Raw genomic sequence first — 23,333 nt, 5'->3', positions numbered from 1 at the left:
GTGGCGGCCGGGCCCGCGGACACGAGCGGGAGCGCGCTGGAGCACATCGGCGCGCACGAACTCATCACCACGACCCGGGCCGTCCGTCTGCGGCTCGACCTGGACCGTGACGTCGACCCCGACCTGCTCAGAGACTGTGTCGCCGACGCGCTCCAGGCGCCCCAGGGGTCCAACCTCATGCGCACCGAGTTCGTGATCGTGCGCGACCCGGACCGGATCGCGGCCATCGGCGCGATCTACCGGGAGGAGTTCGACCGGTTCTACCGCACCAGCGAGGCCGGACTGTTCAACCGCGTCGATCCCGACCCCCGACACGCGGCCCAGAGCCGTCGTACCCGGGACTCGGCCGAGCATCTCGCGACCGTGATGTCGCGAGTGCCGGCCATCGTGATCCCGTGTCTGACGCCGCGGCTCGCGGACGGGGACGTGCTGGCAGCCAAGCATCGCCTGGGGACCGTCTACCCGACCGTGTGGAACTTCATGCTCGCCGCCCGCCTCCGCGGACTGGGGACCTGTTGGACCGGGATGACGCTGGGCCGGGAGGCCGAGGTCGCACGGATCGCAGGAATCGACCCGGCGGTGGTCGAGCAGGTGTGCATGATCCCCGTCGCCCATCACACGGGTACCGCGTTCAAGCAGGCGTGGCGGCCCCCGGCGGAGGAGTTCATCCACTGGGACACATGGTGAGTTCCGGGCCCGGCGCTCCGCCGCCGCACCCGGCCACATCCCCTGCCTCGGCGCTCTGGCGCGAGCGTGCCTTCCGGGCGCTCATGCCCGTGCAGCTGGCCAACGCCGTCGCGGTGTGGATCCACGTCGTGTCGGTGCAGTGGGTGCTCACCGAGCGCGGGGAGCCGGCGTCGGTGATCTCGCTCGCCCCCGCCGCCATGGCGGTGCCGTTCCTCGTCCTGGCGCTCCCCCTGGGAGTGGTCGCGGGCCACGCCTCCAGGACCCGGCTCATGGCCGGGGCCACCGCGTTGTCCACCCTCGCGGCGCTCACCGCCCTCGTCCTCACCGTGACGGGCGCCGACGGCTCCGCGCCCATGATCGTCACGGTGGTCCTCGTGGGGGTGGCGCTGGTCGCGGTGGGCGTGTCCTGGCAGTCGCTGCTGCCCGAGACCGTGGACCGGCGTCTCATCCCCACCGCCGCGCTGGTCGACGGAGCCGTGTTCAACACAGCCCGGTCCGTCGGGCCGCTCCTCGCCGGGATCGGGCTGGGGATGGTCGGCGCCGCGTGGACCTTCGCCGTGGTCGCCGTCCTGTCCGCGGGCTGCTGCATGGCCCTGTGGCTGCGGGAGCGGGGTTCCCCCGACCGGACGGCGCCCCGCCGGCCGATCCTGCCGGAGCTGGCCGGGGCCCTGCGCTTCGTCACCTACTCCGCGTGGACCACACGCCTGCTGTTCCAACTGTTCCTCTTCGGCATCCCGTCAAGCGCCTTGTGGGCCCTGATCTCGCTGGCGGTGCACGAGCGGTTCGGCATGTCATCAGCGGGCTTCGGCGCGATCATGGCCCTGATCGGGGCCGGCGCCGTCGTCGCGGTGGTGGGGTTCGGCGGGCTCCGGCGCCGCCTGCGCGTCACGGTGTTCGCCGCGATCGGGGCGCTGGTCTACGGCCTCGCCCTGGCGGTCCTCGCGCTGTCGACCTCGACCGCGTTGGTCGCCGTGGCGATGCTCTTCGCCGGCGCGGCGTGGGTGAGTGTGCAGAGCACCTGGATGTCGATGGGGCATCAGTTCTTCCCCGACTGGGTCCGGCCCCGGCTGATCGCGTTCATCCTGCTCATCTTCCAGGGCACCCAGGCGGTGGGGTCGCTGTTGTGGGGGGTGGTGACGGACGCGATCGGGCTGCAGGGTGCACTGCTCGCCGCCGCCGCGATCATGACTCTGAGTTGCGTCTCCCTGGCGGTGATCGGCCTGGGCGCGGAGTCCGGGATCGAACCCGTGCTCGCCGCCGGAGACGGCGTCACCACGCCGCCGGGGCTCGGCTCCCCGGAGTCCGGGACGCCCGCGACCGGCGCCGCGGCGTCGCACCGGGTCCTCGTGACGTACGAGTACCGCGTCCCGCCGGCGGTGGAGGCCGAGTTCCGGGCGGCGATGAGGGACCTGCGTCGGTCGCGGTTGCGACTGGGGGGCCGCCGCTGGCGTCTCGAGTGCGACCGGACCGATCCGTCGCTCCTGGTGGAGACCTACGTCGTCAGCGGCGTCGCCGAGTTCACCGAGCAGGAGAGCGATCGACTGACGGTTCCGGAGACCCGGCTGCGTCTGCGGGTCGCGTCCCTGGCCGACTCGGTCTCCGGCCCCCGGCTCACCGCGGTGGATGCGAGAAACCGTTGACCCCCACGCGGGAAACAAAGTGAACTGACTTCAGGTTGGTGCTAGGGTGGGGGCCGTCACAGTCACGATGCAACCGGGAGTGCCCATGGATAACGCCGTCGATCTTCTCGTCATCGGGGCCGGCATGGCCGGCCTCACCGCCGCCGCGCGGGCGACGTCCCGCGGCGCCCGTGTGGTCGTGATCGAGAAGGCCGGGGAGATCGGCGGATCCGCGCGATTCGCAGGATATGCCTGGACCGCGCCCACCCGGCAGATCATGGCCGAGATCAACCCCCACGGGGAGGAGGACCTGCGCAACGCGGTGGTCGACGACTTCCCGGCCGGGCTCGACTGGATCCGCGGCCGCGGGGTCGAGTGCGCCGACGGCGTCCCGGTCCTGCGCTACGGGATCGGCCACGCCTTCGACACCAACCAGTACCTCGACGCCTGCGCCCGGGAGGTGAAGGCGGCCGGGGGAGAGATCCACCCGCGGACGACGGTGGAGGGCCTGCTCACCTCCGACGGGGCGGTGGTGGGGGCGACTGTCCGGTCCGCCGACGGCGGATCCCGCGAGATCCGGGCCGACCACGTCCTGCTCGCCACCGGCGGGTTCCAGGCGAACACCGAGCTGGTCGAGAAGCACCTGCATCCCCTGGCCTCGTCGTTCCCGCTGCGGTCCAACCCCCACAGTGACGGCGGCGGACTGGCGCTCGCCGAGTCGGTCGACGCCGCGATCGGCCTGCCCGACGCCGGCTTCTACGGCCACCTCATCCCGTCGGGCCTGCCGTTCCGCGACTCCGGCGACTACGTCGGCCTGTCCCTGTACTACTCCGAGCACGCCCTCCTGTTCAACCTCCACGGCGAGCGGTTCGTCGACGAGACCCAGGGGGACCACCTCACCGCGATGGCGCTGATGGAGCAGCCCGAGGCACGCGGCCTGCTGATCGCGGACGAGCGCGTCTACCGCGACTGGATCTGTGGCTCCTATGTCGAGGGCGCGGTCGCCGTGGACAAGTACACCGAGGCCTCCAAGCGCGGTGGGCGCTGCGGTCTGGCGGAGTCGCTGGAGGAGTTCGAGTACCTGCCCGAGGAGTGGGGATACGACGGCGCGAAGATCGCCGAGGGGATCCGCCGCGTCAACGAGACCGGCCAGAAGGTCGTGCCCCCGCGCGAGTACGACTTCGCCCCGCTGGACCGGGGTCCGTACTACATCATCGAGACCACCCCGGCCGTGACGTTCCCGTTCGTGGGGATCCGGATCGGTGCCGACGCCTCCGTCCTGCGCGAGGACGGCACGGCGATCCCGGGGCTGCTCGCCGCCGGTTCGGACACCGGTGGCGTCTACCGACGCGCCTACGCCGGAGGCCTGGCCCCCGCGTTGGTGTTCGGGTTGCGGGCCGGCGACGCCGCCGCCGGGGCCTGAGGGGCCGCCGCGTGGACACCCCGTTCCCCTCCGCGTTCTCCCCGTTCTCGATCGGCCCGCTCACCCTGCGCAACCGCCTGGTGGCGCTGCCGGCCGGCACGAGCATGGCCACCGACGGCGTCCCCACCCACGGGGACCAGGACCACTTCGAGCGCCTGGCGCAGGGTGGGGTCGGCCTCATCGTGGGCGGGGCGACGGTCGTGCACCCCACCACCACGCTGCGCTCGCGCAAGCTCGTCGAGGCCTACATCGACGAGGTAGTCCCCGCGCTGGCCGACAAGGCGGCGGCGGTGCACCGTCACGGCGCCAAGATCATCGGCCAGCTCGTCCACCTGGGCCGCGAGTTCATCGGTGGGGAGTCCGACTCGCCGCCCAGCGCCCCGTCCGCGCTGAAGACCGTCCGTGACGCCTACCCCCCGCACGAGTTGTCCGTCGAGGAGATCGCCGACATCGTCGACGGCTGGCGGGTGTCCGCCGCGAACCTGGCCCGTGCCGGGTACGACGGCGCCGAGATCCACGCCGCCCACGGGTACCTGCCCGCCCAGTTCATGTCGGCCGCCACCAACCTGCGCACCGATTCCTACGGCGGCTCGTTCGCCGGCCGGATGCGGTTCCTCGACGAGGTCGTGGCCGTGATGCGCGACGCGATGCCCGCACACATGGTCCTGGGCGTCCGCCTCAGCGGGGAGGAGGAGATCCCCGGCGGCATGGACATCGAGGACTGCGTGCGGATCGCCCGCCACCTCGCGGACTCGGGGTCGGTCGACTACTTCAGCATCACCCACGGCACGCGCGGCAAGTACGTCAAGGACGCGTCCCACCCGGACGCCGTCGCCGTCGACTCGGCGGCCCGCGTGCGGGCGGAGACCGGTCTGCCGGTGCTGGTTGGTCAGCGCATCCGCGACGTCGCCACGGCCGACCACGTCGTCCGCAGCGGCAAGGCGGATCTGGTGGGCATGGCCCGCGCGCTACTGGCCGATCCCGAGTTGCCCAACAAGTCGGCCGAGGGCCGGCTCACCGAGATCCGCGGCTGCCTGGGCATCAACCAGGACTGCCGGGCGTTCGACCCGCACCTGCACTGCGCGGTCAACGCGGAGATCGGCCGCGGTCGCCACCCCGGCGTCGGCGTCCGTGCGGCCTCGCCCAAGGACGTCTTCGTGATCGGTGGCGGTCCCGCCGGGCTGGAGGCGGCGCGGGTGGCCGCGGGACGTGGGCACCGGGTGACCCTGTTCGAGGCCGCGGCGGAGCTCGGCGGCGCCGTGCGGGTGGCCGCCGCCTCGCCGCACCGGGCCACGATCATCGACGTGATCGATTACCTCGCCGGGGAGATGCGCCGCCTGCGGGTGGACGTCAACCTGGGAGCCGAGATCGCGCCCGACGATCTGGCCGAACTCGTGGACGCCGCCGACCACGTCGTCGTCGCCACCGGATCCCGCCCCGGCCCCGCGCCGACGGGCGGGCGCGGACCGGCCGTCGTCACCGTGGACGACGTCCTCACCGGCGCGATCCCCGGCGCCCCGGGGCGCGCGGTGGTCTACGACGAGAGCGACGGGTTCTGGCCCGCCTACAGCGCCGCCGAGGCCCTGGTCGCACGGGGCTGGGACACGCGCGTGGTCACCCCGCTCACCGCACTCGCCTCCCGGGTGCCGGCGGAGAGCGTCGGGCCCATGCTCGGGCGCCTGGGCTCGGCCGGGGCGCGGTTCCACGTGGCGACGGGGCTGGAACTGCCCGGCGCCGGCGGCGGTGGCGCCGACGATAACGACGACGACGAGGTGGGTCGACTCGTCCCGGTCTTCGGTGGCGAGGTCTCGCCGCTCGAGGCGGACCTCGTGGTGTGGCACCGGCCGCGCGTCGCGGTGGACGGCCTCGCCCGGACGCTGGGACGCCGGGACGACGTCAGCGTGATCGGCGACGCGCTCACGCCCCGTCGGATCAGCCACGCCATCGCCGAGGGCTACCGGCTCGGCGCGGAGATCTGACCGGGCCCGGCCCGGCACGCCCGGACGGACACAGACGACCGGACGGACACAGACGAGAAGGATGGTGGGAGTGGACACGAACGCGACGGGGATCCCCGCTCGGATGCAGGCCTGGCAGTGGACCGGAACGGGGCGGCCCCTGACCCTGGCGACGGTGCCGGTGACCGGGCCGAGGGAGGGCGAGGTGCTGCTGCGCGTGCGCGCGGCGGGGATGTGCCACTCCGACGTGGGGGAGCTGGACGAGCCGTCGTGGGCGGAGAACATCCACCGGAACCCCATCACGCTGGGCCACGAGATCGCCGGCGACGTCGTCGCCGTGGGGTCCGGGGTCACGGGCATCGCGGTGGGGGACCGGTGCGGCGTCCACCCGCTGGGCGCGACGGTGCCCGGATACGGCCGCGACGGCGGATACGCGGCCTACCACCTGGCGCCGGCCGCCGACCTCGTCCCGCTCCCGGACGGCCTGTCCTACGAGCTCGGGGCCCTGGGAACCGACGCCGGGATGACCTCGCACCACGGCGTGGCCGTGGTGGCGGGCGTGAAGGCCGGCGACCGGGTGGGGATCATCGGGCTCGGCGGTCTCGGACAGGTGGGCGCGCGCATCGCCGTGCTGCTGGGCGCCGAGGTGCACGCCGCGGACCCCAGCCCGGCCGCGCGCGAACTCGGGGAGTCCCTCGGCGTGACCCGGGTTGTGGGCGATGCCGCCGAACTCGCCGGCGCGGGCCTGGACTCCGTCATCGACTTCGCCGGGTTCGGCTCCACGGCGCAGGCAGCGGTCCGGGCCATCCGGGTGGGCGGAACCGTGGTGATGATCGGCATGGGCGCGCACACCTCCGAGCTCGTCACCGCGGACGTCATCCACCAGAAGGCCGTCATCCGCGGGTCCTCCGGCGGGACCAAAGACGACATCACCGCCGTGTACCGGTACCTGGCGGACGGACGGATCACGCCGGCCGTCGAACACCTGACCTTCGACAGGGTCCCCGAGGGGATCGACCGGCTTCGCGACGGACGAGTCACCGGACGTCTCGTCGTGTCGATGTGACCCGCTGACCCCTCACCCACCCCGACCCGGCGAGACCGGGCGAACAGAACAGGACGGACATCATGACCACAGCACAGCAGCAGCGATTCGAGGGCAAGGTCGCGCTAGTCACCGGAGGTGCCTCGGGGATCGGCGCGGCCGTCGCGCGGCAGCTCGCCGCCGACGGTGCCCGCCGCGTCCACGTGGTGGACCTCGCCGAGGACGCGGCCCGGTCGGTCGCCGAGGAGATCGGAGGCGCCGCCCACGGGGTGGACGTCGCGGATCCCGACGCGGTCCGAAGGCTGGTCGAGTCGGTGGTGGCGGCGGACGGGCGCCTGGACGTGGTGGTCCACGCGGCGGGGATCGACGATCCGATCGCCAAGGGCCACATCTACGAGGCGGCCGAGAAGGGCGAGCCCGTCGACGTGCTGACCCGCGTCGAGGATTCGACGTGGCGCCGTATCCACGCGGTCAACCTCGACGGTACGTTCCACGTCCTGCGCGAGTCGGTGCGGGCGATGCGCGAGACCGGCGGGGGAGCGATCGTGACCGTGGGGTCGTCCGCCGCCTTCGACACCCTCGTCGGCTACCCGCACTACGCCTCGTCCAAGGCGGCCGTGCACGCCCTCTGTCAGTCCGTGGCGAAGGAGGTCATCCACTTCGGCATCCGCGTCAACACCGTGGCGCCGGGCCCGGTCGACACGGCGATGGCGGCCCGGACCCCCGAGTCGGTCCGCAAGCGCATGAACGAGGGCAGCGCGTTCGGTTACGCGACCGCCGACCAGCTCGCCGACAACATCACCTATCTCGCCTCGGACCAGGCCTCGAACGTCGTGGGCGCGGTGCTGCTCAGCAACGGCGGGCGATTCACCGTCTGACGGGGGTGACGGCACCCGCGTGCCGCGCCAGCGTTCCGCTCCAGCGAGACCGCCCCGCGTGCCGCCCCGCGATCTCGCGGGGATCACGGCGATTCGCCCACCACGGTGTGACGGTTGTCATACTCTTACTGAAGTGAGTTCAAGTCAGTGGACTCGTGAGAGCAGGAAGGCCTCGGATGAAAGCCGACACGGGCGTGAAGAGTACGGGCGTGAAGAGTACGGGCGTGAAGAGCATGGGCGTGAAGAGTACGGGCGGGAGGGGCAGGGGCGTGAAGGCGGCGGCCGCCGCTCTCGCCACGATGGTGGCGCTGACCGCGTGTGGGTCCGCGGAAGGATCCGGTCCGGAGCTCGCGGGATCGTGGGACGAGATCGTCGAGGCGGCGACGGCCGAGGGGGCGGTCACGCTCTACTCGAACCACGCCCCGGCCAACCTGGAGGCGCTCAAGGCGGCGTTCGAGGCGCGGTACCCCGGCATCACCCTTACGTACGTCCGCGGCACCGACTCCGACCTCATCCCCAAGGTGGAGGTGGAGAGCCGGACCGGTAACGGGATCGCGGACGTGCACATGACCACCGATGCCGGGTGGATCCACCGGAGTCTGGACTCGGGGGACTACTCCGTCGAGGTGGTGGCGCCCGCGATCGACCAGCCGGACTACCGGGCGGCCGACGGGGTCCTCGACGACACCTTCTTCGTCACCAGCGCCACGTCGATCGGCCTGGCGTGGAACACCACCCACGTGCCCGACGGGTTGCGGGCCCCCGAGGATCTCCTCGACCCGCGACTCACGGGGAAGGTCGGGGTGGTCACGCCGGCCGGGTATCCGGCCGTCGTCCACATCTACCGCCGGATGGACATCGACTACGGGGCGGGCTTCGTCGACCGGCTCTCCACCCTCGACCCGAGGGTCTACACCAGTGGACCGGGCGTCACGCAGGCGCTCGCCTCCGGAGAGGTCTGGGCCGCCCCCGGGGCCTCCATGGACGTTCTCGTGGAGCGGGACAAGGGCGCGCCGGTCGACTTCGCGCTCCCCGACAACCCCATCGGGATCCCCTTCTACTCACACGTGCTCTCCGCCGCGCCCAGCCCCAACGCGGCCCAGCTCCTCGCCGACTTCATGATCACGCCCGAGGGGCAGCAGGCCCTGTCCCGTAGCTACATCGCGGCCCTCCCGGGCATCCCCGGAACAGGCGTCCAGGGGTCGGACGTCGTCGCCCAGGACCTCGATCTCGCCGACCCGGACACGCTCGAGGCCGAGGCGGTCGAGCAGTACGTCGCGCAGTGGGAGCAGAAGTTCCTCAGGTGACTCCGCACCCGTAAGTGGGTCCCCGCAAGTTAACGTCCGCTCGCTCTTGCATACGGGTGACACACGTCATATTCTCCATCTGAATCTAGTTCAATTCGACTCGCTCGGGTGAGTCGTGAAAGGAGGAAAGCGATGAGCTTTCCCAAGATCAAGGCCGCCGTCGCCAGCGGGGCTGCGCTCGCCCTCATCCTCACGGGCTGCAGCTCCGGCTCCGGTTCCGGCTCCGAACTCGCCGGCTCATGGGACGAGATCGTCACGGCAGCCCGGGACGAGGGGAGCGTGACGATCTACTCCACGCACTCCCCGGACAACCTCGAGGCGCTGAAGAAGGCGTTCGAGGCCGAGTACCCGGGCATCTCGCTCACCTACGTCCGCGGAACCGATGCCGACATCCTGCCCAAGATCGAGGTGGAGAACTCGACCGGGTCCGGTGTCGCCGACGTGCACATGACCACCGACGCCGGATGGATCTCCCGCAGTCTCGAGACCGACTACTCGGCCGAGGTGGTCGCACCCGCGATCGAGAACCCCGAGTACGACGCCGCCGAGAGCGTGATCGAGGACAAGTTCTTCCTCACCAGCGCGACCGTCTTCGGTCTGGGCTGGAACACGACCAACGTCCCCGAGGGGCTCAGCACCCCCGATGACGTCCTCAACCCGCGACTGCAGGGCAAGGTCGGCATCCAGAACCCCAACGGGATCGCCACCTACGTCGACATGTACCGCAAGATCGACGTCGACTACGGCGCCGACTTCCTCGACCGCCTCGTCACGGTGAAGCCCCGCGTCTACCCGAGCGCGGTGGCCATCACGCAGGCGCTCGCCTCCGGTGAGGTCTGGGCGGCCCCCATGGCGGCCAGCAACATCGTCACCGAGCAGGACAAGGGCGCCCCTGTCGGGTTCGCGCTGCCGGAGAAGCCGTGGGGAGTCCCGTGGTACTCGCACGTCCTGGCGTCGGCGCCCAACCCCAACGCCGCGCAGCTGCTCGCCGACTTCCTGCTCACGCCCGCCGGTCAGGCCGCCATCTCCGCCGATTACCTCTCCGTGCTCCCGGATGTCCCCGGAACCGGTGTGCCGGGGTCGACGGTGACCGCGCAGGACGTCGAACTCGGTGACCCGGACACGCTCGACCCCGAGTCGGTCGAGCAGTTCCAGGCCGAGTGGGAGCAGAAGTTCCTACGGTGACGCTCCTCAGTTCCTCGCAGCGGCCGGCAACTCCCGCGGGCCCGCCGCCCATGGCCGACACCCGCCCGCGCGCACGACGAAGCAGAGGTCGATCCCACATGACAGGTCTTGGTTCCAAGGCGATATGGCGCCAGCGCCTGATCTACCTGCCGCTGATCCTGGTGCTCGGGTACCTGGTGGTGTGGCCGCTGATCAAGCTGCAGACCCTGGCGTTCGAGAACGGTGCCCGGGGCTACCGGTCGCAGTACGGCCGCGCCGACATCCTGGACACCCTGCAGACGACCGCGGCCCTCGCGTTCTTCTCTCTGGTGATCGCGATGGTCTGCGGGACCGTCCTCGCCTTTGCCACCTCCCGGCTCCCGCGCCGGATGGGGTTCCTGCGGCTCGTGCCGATCCTGCCGATCGTCATCCCGTCGGTGGCGAACGTCGTGGGCTTCGCCTTCCTGCTCTCGCCCGGGCCGGGCTACATCAACATCCTGCTCCGGATGCTGCCCTGGTGGAGTGACCTCCAGTCCGGGCCGGTGAACGTCTACAGCCCGACGTGGATCATCATCATCACCGGTTTCAGCCTCACATCGTTCGTGTACCTGTTCGTCAGCGCAGGCATGCAGAACATCAGCGGCGAGCACCTGGAGGCCGCGCAGATCAGCGGGTCGACGACAATCGGGACGTTCTTCAAGATCGTCCTGCCGTTGCTGCGGCCGTCGCTCATCTACGGGGCGGGCGTCGCGCTGCTGCTCGGCCTCGGGCAGTTCACCGCCCCGCTGCTGCTGGGACAGAACGAGGGCGTCAAGGTCCTGGCGACGGAGATGTACCTCCGTGCGTCGGAGTCGCCCATCAACTTCGCCGCCGCCGCGGCCGCGGGGTCGCCGCTCGTGGTGGTGGGCATCCTCGTGGTGTTCGGCCAGAAGGTGCTGCTCGGCAACCAGTCCCGCTTCGTCACCCACGGGGGCAAGTCGTTCGCCCCGGTCGGTGGGTCCTCGCCGTGGGCGGCCGTCATCGTGGCGGTCTACGGGCTCGTGGCACTGGTGCTCCCGCTGGCCGGGGTCATCATCGTCTCGCTGACGCCGTACTGGTCCGGCGAGCTGTCCTGGGACCTGTTCACCCTCGCCAACTACGAGGCCCTGATCTCGACCCCCGGCATCGTCGACTCGGTCGTCACCAGTGTCGTGACCTCGATCATCGCGGTCCTCATCTGTGTGCCCATCGGGTTCGGCGTGGCCAACCTCATGGTCCGCCGCCAGGACCTCAAGATCCTGCGGACCCTGGCCGACCTCGTCACCGCCCTGCCCATGGGCATCCCCGCGGTCATCTTCGGCGTCGGGTTCCTGCTCACCTACACCGAGCCGCCCCTGATCCTCTACGGCACCAAGGCCGTGATCGTCCTGGTCTACGTGGTGCTGATGATCCCCTTCGCGACCCGGATGCAGCTCACCGCGCTCATCTCCATGGGGGACAAGTACGAGGAGGCCTCCGCGGTCTCGGGTGCCGGCCCGGTGGCCACGATGCTCCGGGTGACCCTGCCCATGCTCAGGCCGACCATCCTGAGCTCCATCGCGCTCATGTTCATCCTGCTCACCCACGAGTTCGCCGCGTCCCTCATGGTGCGCTCCGCCACGACCCAGGTCATGGGCACCCTGCTCTACGACCACTGGAGCAACGGCTCCTACACGCTGGTCGCCGCCATGGCCATCCTCATGTCGGCCGTGACCGGCGCAGGCGTGGCCGTCGCGATGCTCGTGGGCGGCCGCAACGTCCTGGAGAAGCTGTGAGCCCCGCCCGCGGGTCGACGCCCGCCCGGTACCCACGTCCCACCGCCGCGCCTCACCGCCGGCACGACTACGAGGAAGTCTGATGACCGCCAGAATCGAGATCTCCGGTCTCACCAAGAAGTACGGAACGAACGTCGTCGTGGACCAGTTGGACCTGGAGATCGACGCGGGGGAGTTCCTCGTGTTGCTCGGGCCCAGTGGGTGTGGGAAGACCACGACGCTGCGGTGCCTCGCCGGGCTCGAGACCCCGGAGGAGGGATCGATCACCTTCGACGGTGACCCGATGTTCGACGCGGCCAACCGGGTGAACGTCCCTCCCAACAAGCGCAGCATCGGAATGGTCTTCCAGTCCTACGCGCTGTGGCCGAACATGACCGTGCGCAAGAACATCGCGTACCCGCTCAAGGCGCGCAAGATGAAGGACGCGCTCAACGCCGGACGGGTGGAGGAAGCCGCCGGGATGGTCGACTGTGGCCACCTACTGGACCGGTATCCGGCCCAGCTCAGCGGTGGGCAGCAGCAGCGCATCGCGGTGGCGCGGGGGATGGCGGCGAGGCCCGACCTGGTGCTCTTCGACGAGCCGTTGAGCAATCTCGACGCACTACTCCGCGACCAGGTCCGCACCGAGATCCACCGGTTGCACTCGGAACTCGGGTTCGGCGCGGTGTTCGTCACCCATGACCATTCGGAAGCCTTCGCCCTTGGCGACAGGTTGGCGATCATGAAGCACGGCAAGATCGAGCAGCTCGCCACACCCCAGGACGTGTTCGACCACCCGGTGAGCGAGTACGTCGCGGACTTCATCGGGATGTCCAACAGGCTCGAGTTGCACCGCACGGGGCTCGAGTGGACCACGGCCGCGGGCACCGAGCTGCCGCTCCGCTGCGAGACCGGCGGCCACCAGGCCATCGCGGCCCGGCTGTGGCCGGACGACATCGTCCTGCACCGGACGGACGAGGACGTGTCCGACCGGGAGATCGTCCTGGACGCCACCCTGCTGTCCGCCGAGTTCGGTGGTCGACACTACGACGTGGTGGTGGGCGCCGGCCCGGAGAAGTACCGGCTCCGGGCCTCCTCCGCGACCCACGGAGCGTGGCTCCGGCGTGCCGAGCCGGGCGAGCCCGTGGTCATCAGCTTCCGCTCCGAGAGCCTCAAGATCTACCCGCTCCAGGAGCTCGCCGCGGTCGCCTGACCTGTGCGAACCGGCCCTTCGGGGCCAAATTGAACCAAGTTCGAGATATGGGTTGACGGACTCGCCGCGACCCTGTAGACATGAACTGAATCCAGTTCAGGAACAACGAAAGGAACGATCATGGTTGACACCGACCACGTGCTGTTGGAGAAGGACGGCGACGTCGCCCGCGTCTGGCTGAACCGCCCGCATGTCAAGAACGCCGTCACGGTGGAGCTCCTGCACCGCCTGGACGAGATCATCAAGGAGGTCGACGCCGATCCCGACCTCAAGGTCCTGGTCCTCCGTGGCGTGAACAACCAGTTCTGCTCGGGCTTCGACCTCAACGAGCTGCTGGGCGACTTCGTCGGCACCACCAACGCCATGGACGTCGGCGTCCTCTCGGCCCAGGTCTGTGACCGCCTCTACTCGATGAACACGCCGTCCGTGGCGGTCCTCGAGGGCTACGTCACCGCCGGCGGCTTCGAGCTCATGATCTCCTGCGACTTCGCGATCGCCGCGGATGACGCCAAGATCGGCGACTTCCACATCCGTCGCGCCCTGTTCGGCGGCGCCGGCCCGATCTACCGCCTCCCGCGGATGATCGGCCTGCGCAAGACCAAGGAGCTCATGCTCACGGGCAAGCTGCTCTCGGGCAAGGAGGCCAAGGACTTCGACCTCATCAACGACTCGGCCCCGGCCGACCAGCTCGACGAGTGCGTCGAGAACTTCATCGGACAGCTCACCGACAAGAGCCCGTTCATGATGAAGCTCACCAAGATGGCCGTGAACCAGGGCCTCGACGCCGACATCAAGTCGCTCATGATCATGGAGCACTTCGCGGTCGGCAACTCGCTGCAGTCGGCCGACGGCAAGGAGGGCGTCCAGGCGTTCCTCGAGAAGCGCGAGCCCAAGTGGGTCGGCCGCTGATCTGACGGTCTCATCACGGAGCGGGAAACGTCACAGGACAACAGGAGGACTGCACACCATGACCCAGAACGAGAACGAGTCGCCCCGGTTGCGGGGGAGTCGGTGTGACCACTGTTCGACCGTGGCGTTTCCCGCGTCCGTGAGCTGTCAGCGCTGCGGCGGAGCCGAGACGACCGGGATCGACCTGTCCACCACCGGGACGGTGTGGACCGCGACGATCCAGCGCTTCCCGCCCAAGTCACCCCCCTACGTCCCGCCGGCAGGCGGGTTCACCCCCTTCGCCGTGGGATACGTCGAAATGCCCGAGGGCGTCAAGGTCGAGGCGCGCCTCGACGGCACCTCTCCCGCCGAGCTGATCGGCAGCGAGGTCCACCTCGTCGAGGCCCATCCCGTGCCGCGCTTCTCCCTGGCGGCCACCACCACCGAGGAGAACTGATGTCGGACGTCTTCATCGTCGGCGCGGGACTGTCGAAGTTCGGACGCCAGGACGGGGTCACCGGCCGACAGATGGCCGTGACCGCCATCCGCACCTCGTTGGCGGACGCCGGCCTGGAGTGGAAGGACGTGCAGATCGCCTTCGGCGGCAGCGACGGCTCCGGCCTCGCCGACACCCTCGTCGCCGACCTGGGGCTGACCGGGATCCCCTTCACCAACGTCAAGAACGGGTGCGCCACAGGCGGTAGCGCACTGGTCTCGGCCATCAACGCGATCCGGTCCGGAGCCGCGGAGGTGGCCCTGGCCGTGGGGTTCGACAAGCACCCGCGCGGCGCGTTCGACCCGCGGGCCGAGGACTGGGGCCTCACCGAGGGGTACGGCACCCACGGGCTCATGGTCACCACCCAGTTCTTCGCCATGAAGATCACCCGGTACATGGCCCGCCACGGAATCTCCGAGACCACGCTCGCACGGGTGGCGGAGAAGGCCTACCGCAACGGCAGCATCAACCCCAACGCCTGGCGCCGCGATCCCAAGACCCTGGAGGAGATCGCCGCCTCGCCGATGGTCAACGACCCGCTCACCCAGTTCATGTTCTGCAACCCGGGTGAGGGCGGCGCCGCGATCCTGCTCGCCTCGGAGAAGGTGGCGGCCCGGATGGGCGGCCGCGCCGTGGCCGTCCGGGCCGTGTCCACCGGGACCCGCCCGTTCGGGTCGTTCGAGGTCTTCAGCCCCGCCGTGCAGGGCGACGGCGAGCCGAGCAGCGTGAGTACCGAGGTGGCCCGCCGGGCGTTCGAGACCGCCGGCGTCGCCCCGGCCGACATCGACGTGGCGCAGCTCCAGGACACCGAGTCCGGGGCGGAGATCATGCACATGGCCGAATGCGGGTTCTGTGAGGACGGCGAGCAGGAGTCCATGCTCGAACGCGGCGAGACCGAGATCGGTGGACGTCTCCCCGTCAACACCGACGGCGGCTGCCTGGCCAACGGCGAGCCCATCGGGGCATCCGGCCTCCGTCAGGTCCACGAGATCGTCACCCAGCTGCGCGGCGAGGCCGGCGACCGACAGGTCCCCGGGGCACCGCGGCTCGGGTTCACCCACGTCTACGGCGCGCCCGGGATCAGCGCCTGCACCGTTCTGGAAGGGGGCCGGCGATGACCGCCGCTACCGACACCCAGCCCGCGGGGCTGTCCGAGTTCATCGACTCCGCCCGCGACTGGCTGTCCACCGTCGCCTCGCCGCGCCAGGCCCGACCCTGGGGTGAGGGCTCCGACGCGGTAGTGGTGTTCGAGAACTGGACCCCCGAGCAGGAGCGCGAGGAGACCGACCGGCGCCGCGACTACGAGCAGGCCAAGTTCGACGCCGGCTTCGGCGCGCTGACCTGGGGTGCCGAGTACGGCGGCCGGGGCCTGCCGATCGCCTTCGACCTGGCCTTCCGGCGGCTGGAGGCGGAGTACGACCTGCCGCAGCGGACCGAGATGTTCCCGGTCACGCAGCAACTCATCGCCCCGACCATCGCGCAGTGGGGCACCGAGGAGCAGCGCGCCGAGTACGTCCGGGCACTCCTGCGCACCGATCTGATCGCGTGCCAGCTCTTCTCCGAGACCGAGGCCGGGTCGGACCTGGCCGCGGTCCGTACCCGGGCCGTCGAGCGCGACGGACGCTGGGTGATCAACGGCGCGAAGGTGTGGACCTCCGGTGCGCCGGTGTCCGACTACGGCGTCGCCGTGTGCCGGACCGATCCCGACGTCCCCAAGCACCAGGGGTTGACCGTGTTCATCGTGCCGATGGACGCGCCCGGTGTGACGGTGCGGCCGATCCGCCAGATGACCGGGGGCAGCTCGTTCAACGAGGTCCTCCTGGAGAACGTCGAGCTGGATGACCGCTACCGTCTGGGCCCCGTCGGCGCCGGCTGGAAGGTCGCGCTGACGGTCCTGGCCGCAGAGCGCCTGGACTCGGGCGGACTCGGTCTCGAGAACGCCGACCGGGCGGTCGAGCTCGCGCGGAACCTCGGACGCGATCTCGATGCCCTCGAGCGCGACCAGGTGGCCGACCTGATCTGCCGGAGCTTCGTGCAGCGTCTGGTGGGGATGAGGGTCGCCGCCGCGGTCGTGGCCGGACGCGAGCCCGGGCCGGAGGCCTCCGTGGGCAAGCTCCTGGCCACGGACACGATGGCCCGCACCTCCGAGACGGTACGCACCCTGCTCGGTCCCGAGCTCGCGGTGCGCGGCGATCGCTGGGGCACCTGGGCCTGGACGGAACACGTCCTGGGCGCCCCGGGTTACCGGATCGCCGGGGGGACCGACGAGATCCAGCGAAACATCCTCGCCGAGCGTGTGCTCGGCCTACCCAGAGAGCCGAGGCCATGACCGCCGCCGACACCACCGAGACCACCCACGAGACACAGCTGCGTGACCGCGTGGTCGCCGGGCTCGAGGCGGCCGGCGTGTCCGGGCCCTTCGGAGCGCTCGAGCCCATGCTCGGCGGGCATTCGGGCCTGACCTACCGGATCTCCGGCGCCGACGAGTCGTTCGTCATCAAGTCCGTCCCCCCGGGGCAGAAGGCCATCGGGCGCCACGACATGCTCCGTCAGGCCCGGATCATGACCGCGCTCGCGGGGACCGACGTGCCCGTGCCCGGAATCCGTGCCACCGACGAGACCGAGCCGGCGTGGTTCGCCATGGACCTGGTGCGGGGGGAGTCCCTCGAGCCGGTCCTGGACGACCCGGCCGTCGAGCCCACCCTGGCCGCGGCGCGGATGCGCCGCGCCGCGGAGGTCCTGCCGGTGTTGCACGCGGTACCGCTGGACTCTCTCCCGGTCGACGGCGAGGTCCTCTCGCCCGCCGACGAGCTCAGGCGTTGGGCCCGCACCATGGCCGCCGTGCCGCCGGAGCTGGTCCCCGACGCCGCGCGGTTCGAGGAGTTGCTGACCGCGCGGATCCCCGATGCGGTGGACCCCGTGCTGGTGCACGGCGACTACCGACTGGGCAACATCCTGTCCGACGGCACCGAGCCGGCCGCGCTCATCGACTGGGAGATCTGGAGCCCGGGGGACCCGCGGGTCGAGCTCGGCTGGTTCCTCGTCTTTGCCGACGGCACCAACTTCCCCGGCGTGGGTCGCGAGGTCGCCGGACTGCCGACGCCGGAGGAGCTCATCGACACCTACAGCGCCGCCGCCGGTCCACTCACCGACTTCACCTGGTTCGACGCGCTCGGCCGCTTCAAGATGGCCGCGATCATGGGCCACAACCTCCGGCGCCACCGCGAGGGCCGGCACCATGACCCGGCCCAGGAACTCCTCCCCGACACGATCAACCGCCTCATCGTCACCGGCATCGAACGCCTGGCCTGACGCGACACCCGAGAAACGAGACAGACCATGGATTTCGCGTATTCCCCGCGGACGGCGGAGCTCGCCGAGAAGCTGCAGGTGTTCATGGACGAACACGTGTACCCGGCCGAGGCAGTGTACGACCGCCAGATCGCCGAGAACGAGAATCCGCACGAGCAGCCCCAGATCATGCGCGACCTGCAGCGCATCGCCCGCGAGCAGGGCCTGTGGAATCTCTTCATGGCCCACGGTGACCTCGGCGCCGGCCTGACGAACCTCGAATACGCCCCCCTGGCGGAGATCGTCGGCCGGTCGCTCATCGGCAACGAGGCGATCAACTGCTCGGCCCCGGACACCGGGAACATGGAGATCCTCGCCCTGTACGGCACGGCCGAGCAGAAGAAGCAGTGGCTGGAGCCCCTGCTCAACTGCGAGATCCGGTCGGCCTTCGCCATGACCGAGCCCGCGGTCGCCAGCTCGGACGCCACGAACATCTCCACGAGCATCGTCCGCGACGGTGACGAGTACGTGATCAACGGACGCAAGTGGTACGCCTCCGGGGTGATCGACCCGGACTGCAAGTTCATGATCGTCATGGGCAAATCGGACCCGGAGGCGAGCACCTACCGCCAGCAGTCGATGATCATCGTCCCGACGGACACCGAGGGCGTGACCATCGTTCGCGACCTGCCGATGCTCGGCTACCACGACCGGCTCGGCCACGGCGAGGTCCTGTTCGAGAACGTCCGGGTCCCCGTCACGAACATGCTCGGGGAGGAGGGCGGCGGATTCGCCATCGCGCAGGGGCGTCTCGGGCCCGGCCGGATGCACTACGCCATGCGCGCCATCGGCATCGCCGAGCGGGCGCTCGAGATGATGTGCCAACGCGCCACGGACCGCGTCGCCTTCGGTGAACCGCTCGCCAAGCGCGGCGTGATCCGGGAGTGGATCGCCCGCAGCCGCATCGAGATCGACCAGATCCGGCTCGTCACGTTCAAGGCCGCCTGGCTCATGGACACCCAGGGCAACGCCGCCGCCCGGTCCGAGGTCGCGGCGATCAAGATCAGTGCGATGGAGACCGCCCACCGGGTCGTCGACCGCGCGATCCAGACGTTCGGCGCCGCGGGTGTCAGCGACGACAACGTCCTCGGCCGGTTCTTCGCGTTGACCCGTGCGCTGCAGATCGCGGACGGGCCGTCGGAGGTCCACCTGCGCACCATGGCCCGCCTGGAGCTGAAGAAGTACACCCCGTCCACCACGTCGGAGGCATCGGCATGAGCTACCCGTCCACTCTTCTCGCCGGTAAGGTCGCCCTGGTCACCGGCGCCACCCGCGGACTGGGCAAGGCCATGGCCCTGGCTCTGTCCGAGGCCGGCGCCACCGTGATCGTCTCCAGCCGCAAGGCCGACCAGTGCGAGGCCGTGGCCCGCGAGATCTCCGAGGCGACCGGGACCGCCGCGCACGCGTTGGCGCTGCACGTGGGGGACTGGGACGCGATCGAGCCCGCGGTCGACAAGATCGTCGCCGACCATGGTTCGATCGACATCGTGGTCAACAACGCCGGGATAGCGCCCCTCGCGCCGACCTCGCTCGACGTCACCCAGGGACTGTTCACCAAGACGATCGAGGTCAACCTCCAGGGCCCGTTCCGTCTCATGGCGGTGGCCGGTGACCGGATGGTCAAGGCCGGGGGAGGCTCGATCATCAACATCTCCAGCATCGGTGCCGAGCGACCCAGCCCGCAGGAGGCCACCTACGCGGCGGCGAAGAACGGGCTCAACGCCCTCACCCGCGCCTTCGCCCAGGAATACGCCCCCACGGTGCGGGTCAACTGCATCATGCCGGGGGCCTTCGCCTCGGACATGGCGGCGGACTGGGACTCCGAGTTCCTCGGGCTGGTCGTGGGCCGTCTGCCCGCCGGCCGCCTCGGTGACCCCCGCGAGCTCGCCGGGATGGTCGTGCACCTCGCCTCCGACCAGGCCGGGTACACCACCGGCGCACTCATCCCGGTCGACGGTGGACGGACGGCGGTGTACTGAGATGGCCTCACCTGCAGAGCTGTTCGACCTGACCGGCCGCGTCGCCGTGGTCACCGGCGCGTCCTCGGGTCTGGGTGACGGGTTCGCCCGGACCCTCGCCGCGGCCGGGGCGACCGTCGTCGCCGCGGCCCGCCGAGCGGACCGTCTCGCCGCGCTGGCCGCGGACCTGCCATCCGTCGTGCCGGTCGAATGCGACATCACGGTCCCCGCCGACCGCGAGCGCCTCATCTCCACCGCATCCGGCATCAACGGTGCGGTGGACATCCTGGTCAACAACGCCGGTCGTCCGGGACCGCCCGACGCGCTCACGGAGTCCGCCGAGGAGTTCGACGACATCCTGCGCGTCAACCTCACCTCCGGGTTCCACCTGTCGGTGTCCGCCGTCAAGGCGCTGCCCGAGGACCGGGAGATGTCGATCATCAACGTCTCGTCGGTGGTCGGTCTGGTCTCCACCGCGCCCATCGGGGGCGCCGGATACGCGGCCAGCAAGTCCGCCGTCATCGGCACCACCCGCGAGCTCGCCGGGCAGTGGGGACGCCGCGGCGTGCGCGTCAACGCCGTGGTCCCGGGATGGTTCGACACGGAGATGACCGACGGACTGTTCACCAACGACAAGTCCGCCGGGTGGGTCCGCCGGAACTCGATGCTCGGTCGTGGCGGTCGCGCCGGGGAGGTCGACGGGGCGGTGCTCTTCCTCGCCTCGGGCGCCTCGAGCTACGTCACCGGTCACGTCCTCACGGTGGACGGCGGGTGGACCGCACGATGACCGGGGCGACGGGGACCGCCGGCCTGCCCGAGGTCATGCGGGCGGTCCGCCTGCACGAGTGGGGATCGGCCCCCACCCTCGACCGGATCCCCGTCCCGACGCCCGGTCCCGGTCAGGTGCTGCTGCGTGTGGACGCCGCCGGACTGTGCCACTCCGACCTGCACATCATGGACTCGGCGGCCGGCGTCCTGCCGTACGAACTGCCGTTCACCCTGGGCCACGAGGTCGTCGGCACCGTCGTCGCCGTCGGGGACGACCGCGACGGGGACTGGGTGGGCCGCACCTGCGGCGTGCACGGCGTCTGGTCGTGCGGAAAGTGCCGTAAGTGCCGCAGCGGCCGCGACAACTACTGCGTCGAGCTGACCGGACCCATCGGAGGCGGGACGGGGTACGACGGCGGCCTCGCCGACTACATGCTCGTCCCGTCGCCCCGCCACCTCGTCGAGGTCGACCCGGCCGCGGGGCCGGCACTCGCGCCGCTGACGGACGCAGGACTCACCGCCTACCACGCCGTCGCCGACCAGCCGCTCGACCCCGAGGGGGCGATCGTGGTGGTCGTCGGCATCGGAGGCCTCGGCCACCTCGCGCTCCAGGTGCTCGCGGCCCGGTCCCCGGAGGTGGTGATCGCGGTGGATCCGCGCGCCGCCGCCCGCGACCTCGGGCTCCGGCTGGGGGCCCACCACGCGGTCGGCTCGGTCGCCGAGGCACGTTCGCTCGTCGACGAGTTGTCCGGCGGGACCGGGGCGGACCTGGTCATGGACTTCGTCGGGTCCCCCGACACCCTCGACGCGGCCCCCGGGCTCATGGCGACCGGCGGGGCGCTGGCCGTCGTGGGATCCGCCGGCGGGCGGTTGACCGTCGACAAGACAGGTTCGATGCCCCGCGGGTGGCGCGTGTCCGCGCCCTTCTGGGGCCCCCATCACCACCTGCGGGAGGTCTTCGACCTGGCTGCCGCCGGGAGCCTGAGCGCGGTGGTGGAGGTGCGGGGGCTGGACGACGTCCTCGAGGCGTATGAGGATCTGCGTCACGGCCGGGCATCCGGTCGCCTCGTCGTCGTCCCCTGATCGCGCGCCCGGCGCACCGCACCACACCAGACCGCAACCACACCGCACCCCAGCAGCACCGCCCCCGCCCGCATCCCCGCCGTCGCCCGCGGACTCCACCCACAACCCCCGAGGAGAACGTCACCATGAAGCAGTTGGCCCGCGACGTCGTCGAACGCGCCGCCCACACCCCCGACGCCGTGGCGGTCGTGGACGGCGACGGGACCCACTCGACCGACGCGGTCGTGCGCGCCGCCCGCGACCTCGCGCAGCTGCTGGACACCGCGGCGGACGCCCCGTCGACGGTCCTCATCCGCGCCGACAACTCGTGGCGGACCGTCGCGGCCGCGGTCGCGGTGGGCCTGTCCGGCGGGATGCTCGCCGTGATGAGCGGTCACGCGACGCGCTCCGAGTTCGACATCGCCATGGAGGACCTCCAGCCGGACATCGTGGTGGCCGACTCCCACGCCGCCGCGGTGTGGGGTCTGGCGGAGCAGGGTTTCGTCGCCGCCGGCGAGGCCCTGGACGGGTGGGGTGTCCACGGTCCGGCCGACGGGGTCTCCCGTGGGGTCGGGCGGTGGAACGGAGGGGCCGTCGCGGCCATGACCTCCGGATCGACCGGACGGCCCAAGTGCGTCATCCAGACCGAGGACGCCCTGCGCTACGCCGGGCGGTCCACCATCGAGGCCGTCGGGCTGGAAGCCGGTGACGCCGTGGGCGCCCTGGTGCCGCTGTCCTCGGCCGCCGCGATCTGCTTCGGGATGTACCTGCCGGCGATGCTCGGCGGACCCATGATCGCGTCCGAGAAGTGGAACCCCGAGGCGGCGGTCGCACTCCTGCGCGAGCACCGTGTGGCCTGGACGATGCTGGTGCCGACCATGGCGCTGCAGCTCACGCTCGTCGACGGCGCGGACGGGGCGCTGTCGGCCATGAAGGCCATGACGGTGGGCGGGGGTCCGATGAACCAGAACTCCCTGCGGGGCGCGGAGGTCAAGCTGGGCACGACCCTGCTGCGGGTGTTCGGGATGTCCGAGTGTCTGGGCCACACCACGCCGTCCCCGACCGACGACGTCGAGACCCGCCTGGGTCGTGACGGTCGCCCGTTCCCGGGGACCGAGGTGCGCGTGGTGGGCGAGGACGGGGCCGCGCTGGGCGCCGGGGAGACCGGATCCCTCCAGGTGAAGGGCCCCTCGCTGTTCCTGGGATACGCCCGCGGGGGAGTGCCGGTGGCGCCCGACGTCAACGCCGAGGGGTTCCTGGCGACGGGCGATCGCGCCCTCATCCACGACGACGGAAGCGTGAGCATCCGCGGCCGGGAGAAGGACCTCATCATCCGCGGCGGGCGCAACATCGACATCAACGAGGTGGAGGACGCCCTCGCGGCGATCCCCGGCATCCACCAGGTGTGTGTGGTCCCGGTGCCCGACCCCGTGCTCGGGGAGCGGGCGGCGGCCCTCGTCGTCTCCGAACGCGAGGCGCTGAGCCTGGACGAGATCCGTCAGCACCTCGAGGCGGCGGACTTCCCCAAGTTCAAGTGGCCGGAATACGTCCGGACGGTCAGCGCGCTCCCGCAGTCCCGGGTGGGCAAGCTCGACCGCCGCGGTGCGGCCTCGCTGGCGGCCGAGCTCGTCACCGACGAGTAGGGGCGGCGATCCGCCGCCGGATCTGTTGGTCGAAGACCGTGTGAGCTGAACTCACTTTCGCTTAACCTGGAACGACTACACCGAGCACGGGGGGAATGCAC

At 70.8% G+C, this 23,333-nt stretch carries 20 protein-coding genes; all 20 read left to right on the top strand.

Translation table 11 applies throughout. From position 1 onward, the window contains the following. The 20 genes from AC3DE3_RS03290 to AC3DE3_RS03195 all read left to right on the top strand — a co-directional run bounded on the left by AC3DE3_RS03290 (nucleotide 1) and on the right by AC3DE3_RS03195 (nucleotide 23,232). Entirely contained in the window at nucleotides 1-687 is a 687-nt protein-coding gene (locus AC3DE3_RS03290; protein ID WP_488368933.1) for a nitroreductase family protein, read from the top strand. Next, on the top strand, nucleotides 684-2,327 hold the full coding sequence (locus AC3DE3_RS03285; RefSeq protein WP_488368932.1) for an MFS transporter: 1,644 nt from the start codon (nucleotides 684-686) through the stop codon (nucleotides 2,325-2,327). The genes AC3DE3_RS03290 and AC3DE3_RS03285 overlap by 4 nt, the downstream gene beginning before the upstream one ends. An 85-nt stretch (nucleotides 2,328-2,412) precedes the next feature. Next, complete coding sequence (locus AC3DE3_RS03280; RefSeq protein WP_488368931.1) at nucleotides 2,413-3,729, top strand: FAD-dependent oxidoreductase; 1,317 nt, start codon at nucleotides 2,413-2,415, stop codon at nucleotides 3,727-3,729. Nucleotides 3,730-3,740: 11 nt separating this feature from the next. Continuing rightward, nucleotides 3,741-5,708 (top strand): oxidoreductase, encoded by a 1,968-nt coding sequence (locus tag AC3DE3_RS03275; RefSeq protein WP_260488036.1) that lies wholly within the window; start codon nucleotides 3,741-3,743, stop codon nucleotides 5,706-5,708. A 70-nt stretch (nucleotides 5,709-5,778) separates the two neighbouring features. Next, complete coding sequence (locus tag AC3DE3_RS03270; RefSeq protein ID WP_488368930.1) at nucleotides 5,779-6,753, top strand: zinc-binding dehydrogenase; 975 nt, start codon at nucleotides 5,779-5,781, stop codon at nucleotides 6,751-6,753. Between the two features lie 62 nt (nucleotides 6,754-6,815). Continuing rightward, nucleotides 6,816-7,610: an SDR family NAD(P)-dependent oxidoreductase gene (locus tag AC3DE3_RS03265; RefSeq protein ID WP_488368929.1), complete on the top strand. Its 795-nt coding sequence runs from the start codon at nucleotides 6,816-6,818 to the stop codon at nucleotides 7,608-7,610. Between the two features lie 176 nt (nucleotides 7,611-7,786). Continuing rightward, a complete protein-coding gene (locus AC3DE3_RS03260; protein ID WP_488368928.1) occupies nucleotides 7,787-8,917 on the top strand; it encodes an ABC transporter substrate-binding protein in 1,131 nt (376 codons plus the stop codon). Between the two features lie 132 nt (nucleotides 8,918-9,049). Next, on the top strand, nucleotides 9,050-10,102 hold the full coding sequence (locus AC3DE3_RS03255; protein ID WP_260488031.1) for an ABC transporter substrate-binding protein: 1,053 nt from the start codon (nucleotides 9,050-9,052) through the stop codon (nucleotides 10,100-10,102). A gap of 98 nt (nucleotides 10,103-10,200) precedes the next feature. Further along, entirely contained in the window at nucleotides 10,201-11,874 is a 1,674-nt protein-coding gene (locus AC3DE3_RS03250) for an ABC transporter permease (RefSeq protein ID WP_260488029.1), read from the top strand. Nucleotides 11,875-11,956: 82 nt separating this feature from the next. Beyond that, a complete protein-coding gene (locus tag AC3DE3_RS03245; RefSeq protein WP_260488027.1) occupies nucleotides 11,957-13,066 on the top strand; it encodes an ABC transporter ATP-binding protein in 1,110 nt (369 codons plus the stop codon). A gap of 120 nt (nucleotides 13,067-13,186) precedes the next feature. Then, nucleotides 13,187-13,975: an enoyl-CoA hydratase/isomerase family protein gene (locus AC3DE3_RS03240; protein ID WP_260488025.1), complete on the top strand. Its 789-nt coding sequence runs from the start codon at nucleotides 13,187-13,189 to the stop codon at nucleotides 13,973-13,975. A gap of 58 nt (nucleotides 13,976-14,033) precedes the next feature. Beyond that, nucleotides 14,034-14,411: a Zn-ribbon domain-containing OB-fold protein gene (locus AC3DE3_RS03235; protein WP_488368927.1), complete on the top strand. Its 378-nt coding sequence runs from the start codon at nucleotides 14,034-14,036 to the stop codon at nucleotides 14,409-14,411. Continuing rightward, complete coding sequence (locus AC3DE3_RS03230) at nucleotides 14,411-15,568, top strand: thiolase family protein (protein WP_260488022.1); 1,158 nt, start codon at nucleotides 14,411-14,413, stop codon at nucleotides 15,566-15,568. The genes AC3DE3_RS03235 and AC3DE3_RS03230 overlap by 1 nt, the downstream gene beginning before the upstream one ends. Further along, nucleotides 15,565-16,779, top strand: coding sequence for an acyl-CoA dehydrogenase family protein (locus AC3DE3_RS03225; RefSeq protein WP_260488020.1), 1,215 nt, complete (start codon nucleotides 15,565-15,567; stop codon nucleotides 16,777-16,779). Before AC3DE3_RS03230 ends, AC3DE3_RS03225 begins: the two co-directional genes overlap by 4 nt. Further along, a complete protein-coding gene (locus AC3DE3_RS03220) occupies nucleotides 16,776-17,762 on the top strand; it encodes a phosphotransferase family protein (RefSeq protein ID WP_488368926.1) in 987 nt (328 codons plus the stop codon). The genes AC3DE3_RS03225 and AC3DE3_RS03220 overlap by 4 nt, the downstream gene beginning before the upstream one ends. A gap of 27 nt (nucleotides 17,763-17,789) precedes the next feature. Continuing rightward, complete coding sequence (locus AC3DE3_RS03215; protein ID WP_488368925.1) at nucleotides 17,790-19,019, top strand: acyl-CoA dehydrogenase family protein; 1,230 nt, start codon at nucleotides 17,790-17,792, stop codon at nucleotides 19,017-19,019. Next, complete coding sequence (locus AC3DE3_RS03210; protein WP_260488014.1) at nucleotides 19,016-19,780, top strand: SDR family NAD(P)-dependent oxidoreductase; 765 nt, start codon at nucleotides 19,016-19,018, stop codon at nucleotides 19,778-19,780. Before AC3DE3_RS03215 ends, AC3DE3_RS03210 begins: the two co-directional genes overlap by 4 nt. A 1-nt stretch (nucleotide 19,781) precedes the next feature. Further along, nucleotides 19,782-20,546 (top strand): SDR family NAD(P)-dependent oxidoreductase, encoded by a 765-nt coding sequence (locus tag AC3DE3_RS03205; protein ID WP_260488012.1) that lies wholly within the window; start codon nucleotides 19,782-19,784, stop codon nucleotides 20,544-20,546. Further along, entirely contained in the window at nucleotides 20,543-21,610 is a 1,068-nt protein-coding gene (locus AC3DE3_RS03200; RefSeq protein WP_488368924.1) for an alcohol dehydrogenase catalytic domain-containing protein, read from the top strand. Before AC3DE3_RS03205 ends, AC3DE3_RS03200 begins: the two co-directional genes overlap by 4 nt. Before the next feature lie 125 nt (nucleotides 21,611-21,735). Then, nucleotides 21,736-23,232, top strand: a complete 1,497-nt coding sequence (locus AC3DE3_RS03195; protein WP_488368923.1) for a class I adenylate-forming enzyme family protein — start codon at nucleotides 21,736-21,738, stop codon at nucleotides 23,230-23,232. Nucleotides 23,233-23,333: the final 101 nt, after the last annotated feature.

It is taken from the genome of Dietzia sp. IBK-p2-16D (genome assembly GCF_057773085.1).
The sequence above is the reverse complement of the archived record's forward strand: the minus strand, read 5'-3'. Positions and strand labels throughout refer to the sequence as shown.

Excerpts from the sequence above, each read along its gene's own strand:
- AC3DE3_RS03280 (WP_488368931.1), top strand. The coding sequence starts at position 2,413 with ATGGATAACGCCGTCGATCTTCTCGTCATCGGGGCCGGCATGGCCGGC.
- AC3DE3_RS03265 (WP_488368929.1), top strand. The coding sequence starts at position 6,816 with ATGACCACAGCACAGCAGCAGCGATTCGAGGGCAAGGTCGCGCTAGTC.
- AC3DE3_RS03260 (WP_488368928.1), top strand. The coding sequence starts at position 7,787 with ATGAAAGCCGACACGGGCGTGAAGAGTACGGGCGTGAAGAGTACGGGC.
- AC3DE3_RS03255 (WP_260488031.1), top strand. The coding sequence starts at position 9,050 with ATGAGCTTTCCCAAGATCAAGGCCGCCGTCGCCAGCGGGGCTGCGCTC.
- AC3DE3_RS03250 (WP_260488029.1), top strand. The coding sequence starts at position 10,201 with ATGACAGGTCTTGGTTCCAAGGCGATATGGCGCCAGCGCCTGATCTAC.
- AC3DE3_RS03245 (WP_260488027.1), top strand. The coding sequence starts at position 11,957 with ATGACCGCCAGAATCGAGATCTCCGGTCTCACCAAGAAGTACGGAACG.
- AC3DE3_RS03240 (WP_260488025.1), top strand. The coding sequence starts at position 13,187 with ATGGTTGACACCGACCACGTGCTGTTGGAGAAGGACGGCGACGTCGCC.
- AC3DE3_RS03235 (WP_488368927.1), top strand. The coding sequence starts at position 14,034 with ATGACCCAGAACGAGAACGAGTCGCCCCGGTTGCGGGGGAGTCGGTGT.
- AC3DE3_RS03230 (WP_260488022.1), top strand. The coding sequence starts at position 14,411 with ATGTCGGACGTCTTCATCGTCGGCGCGGGACTGTCGAAGTTCGGACGC.
- AC3DE3_RS03225 (WP_260488020.1), top strand. The coding sequence starts at position 15,565 with ATGACCGCCGCTACCGACACCCAGCCCGCGGGGCTGTCCGAGTTCATC.
- AC3DE3_RS03220 (WP_488368926.1), top strand. The coding sequence starts at position 16,776 with ATGACCGCCGCCGACACCACCGAGACCACCCACGAGACACAGCTGCGT.
- AC3DE3_RS03215 (WP_488368925.1), top strand. The coding sequence starts at position 17,790 with ATGGATTTCGCGTATTCCCCGCGGACGGCGGAGCTCGCCGAGAAGCTG.
- AC3DE3_RS03210 (WP_260488014.1), top strand. The coding sequence starts at position 19,016 with ATGAGCTACCCGTCCACTCTTCTCGCCGGTAAGGTCGCCCTGGTCACC.
- AC3DE3_RS03205 (WP_260488012.1), top strand. The coding sequence starts at position 19,782 with ATGGCCTCACCTGCAGAGCTGTTCGACCTGACCGGCCGCGTCGCCGTG.
- AC3DE3_RS03200 (WP_488368924.1), top strand. The coding sequence starts at position 20,543 with ATGACCGGGGCGACGGGGACCGCCGGCCTGCCCGAGGTCATGCGGGCG.
- AC3DE3_RS03195 (WP_488368923.1), top strand. The coding sequence starts at position 21,736 with ATGAAGCAGTTGGCCCGCGACGTCGTCGAACGCGCCGCCCACACCCCC.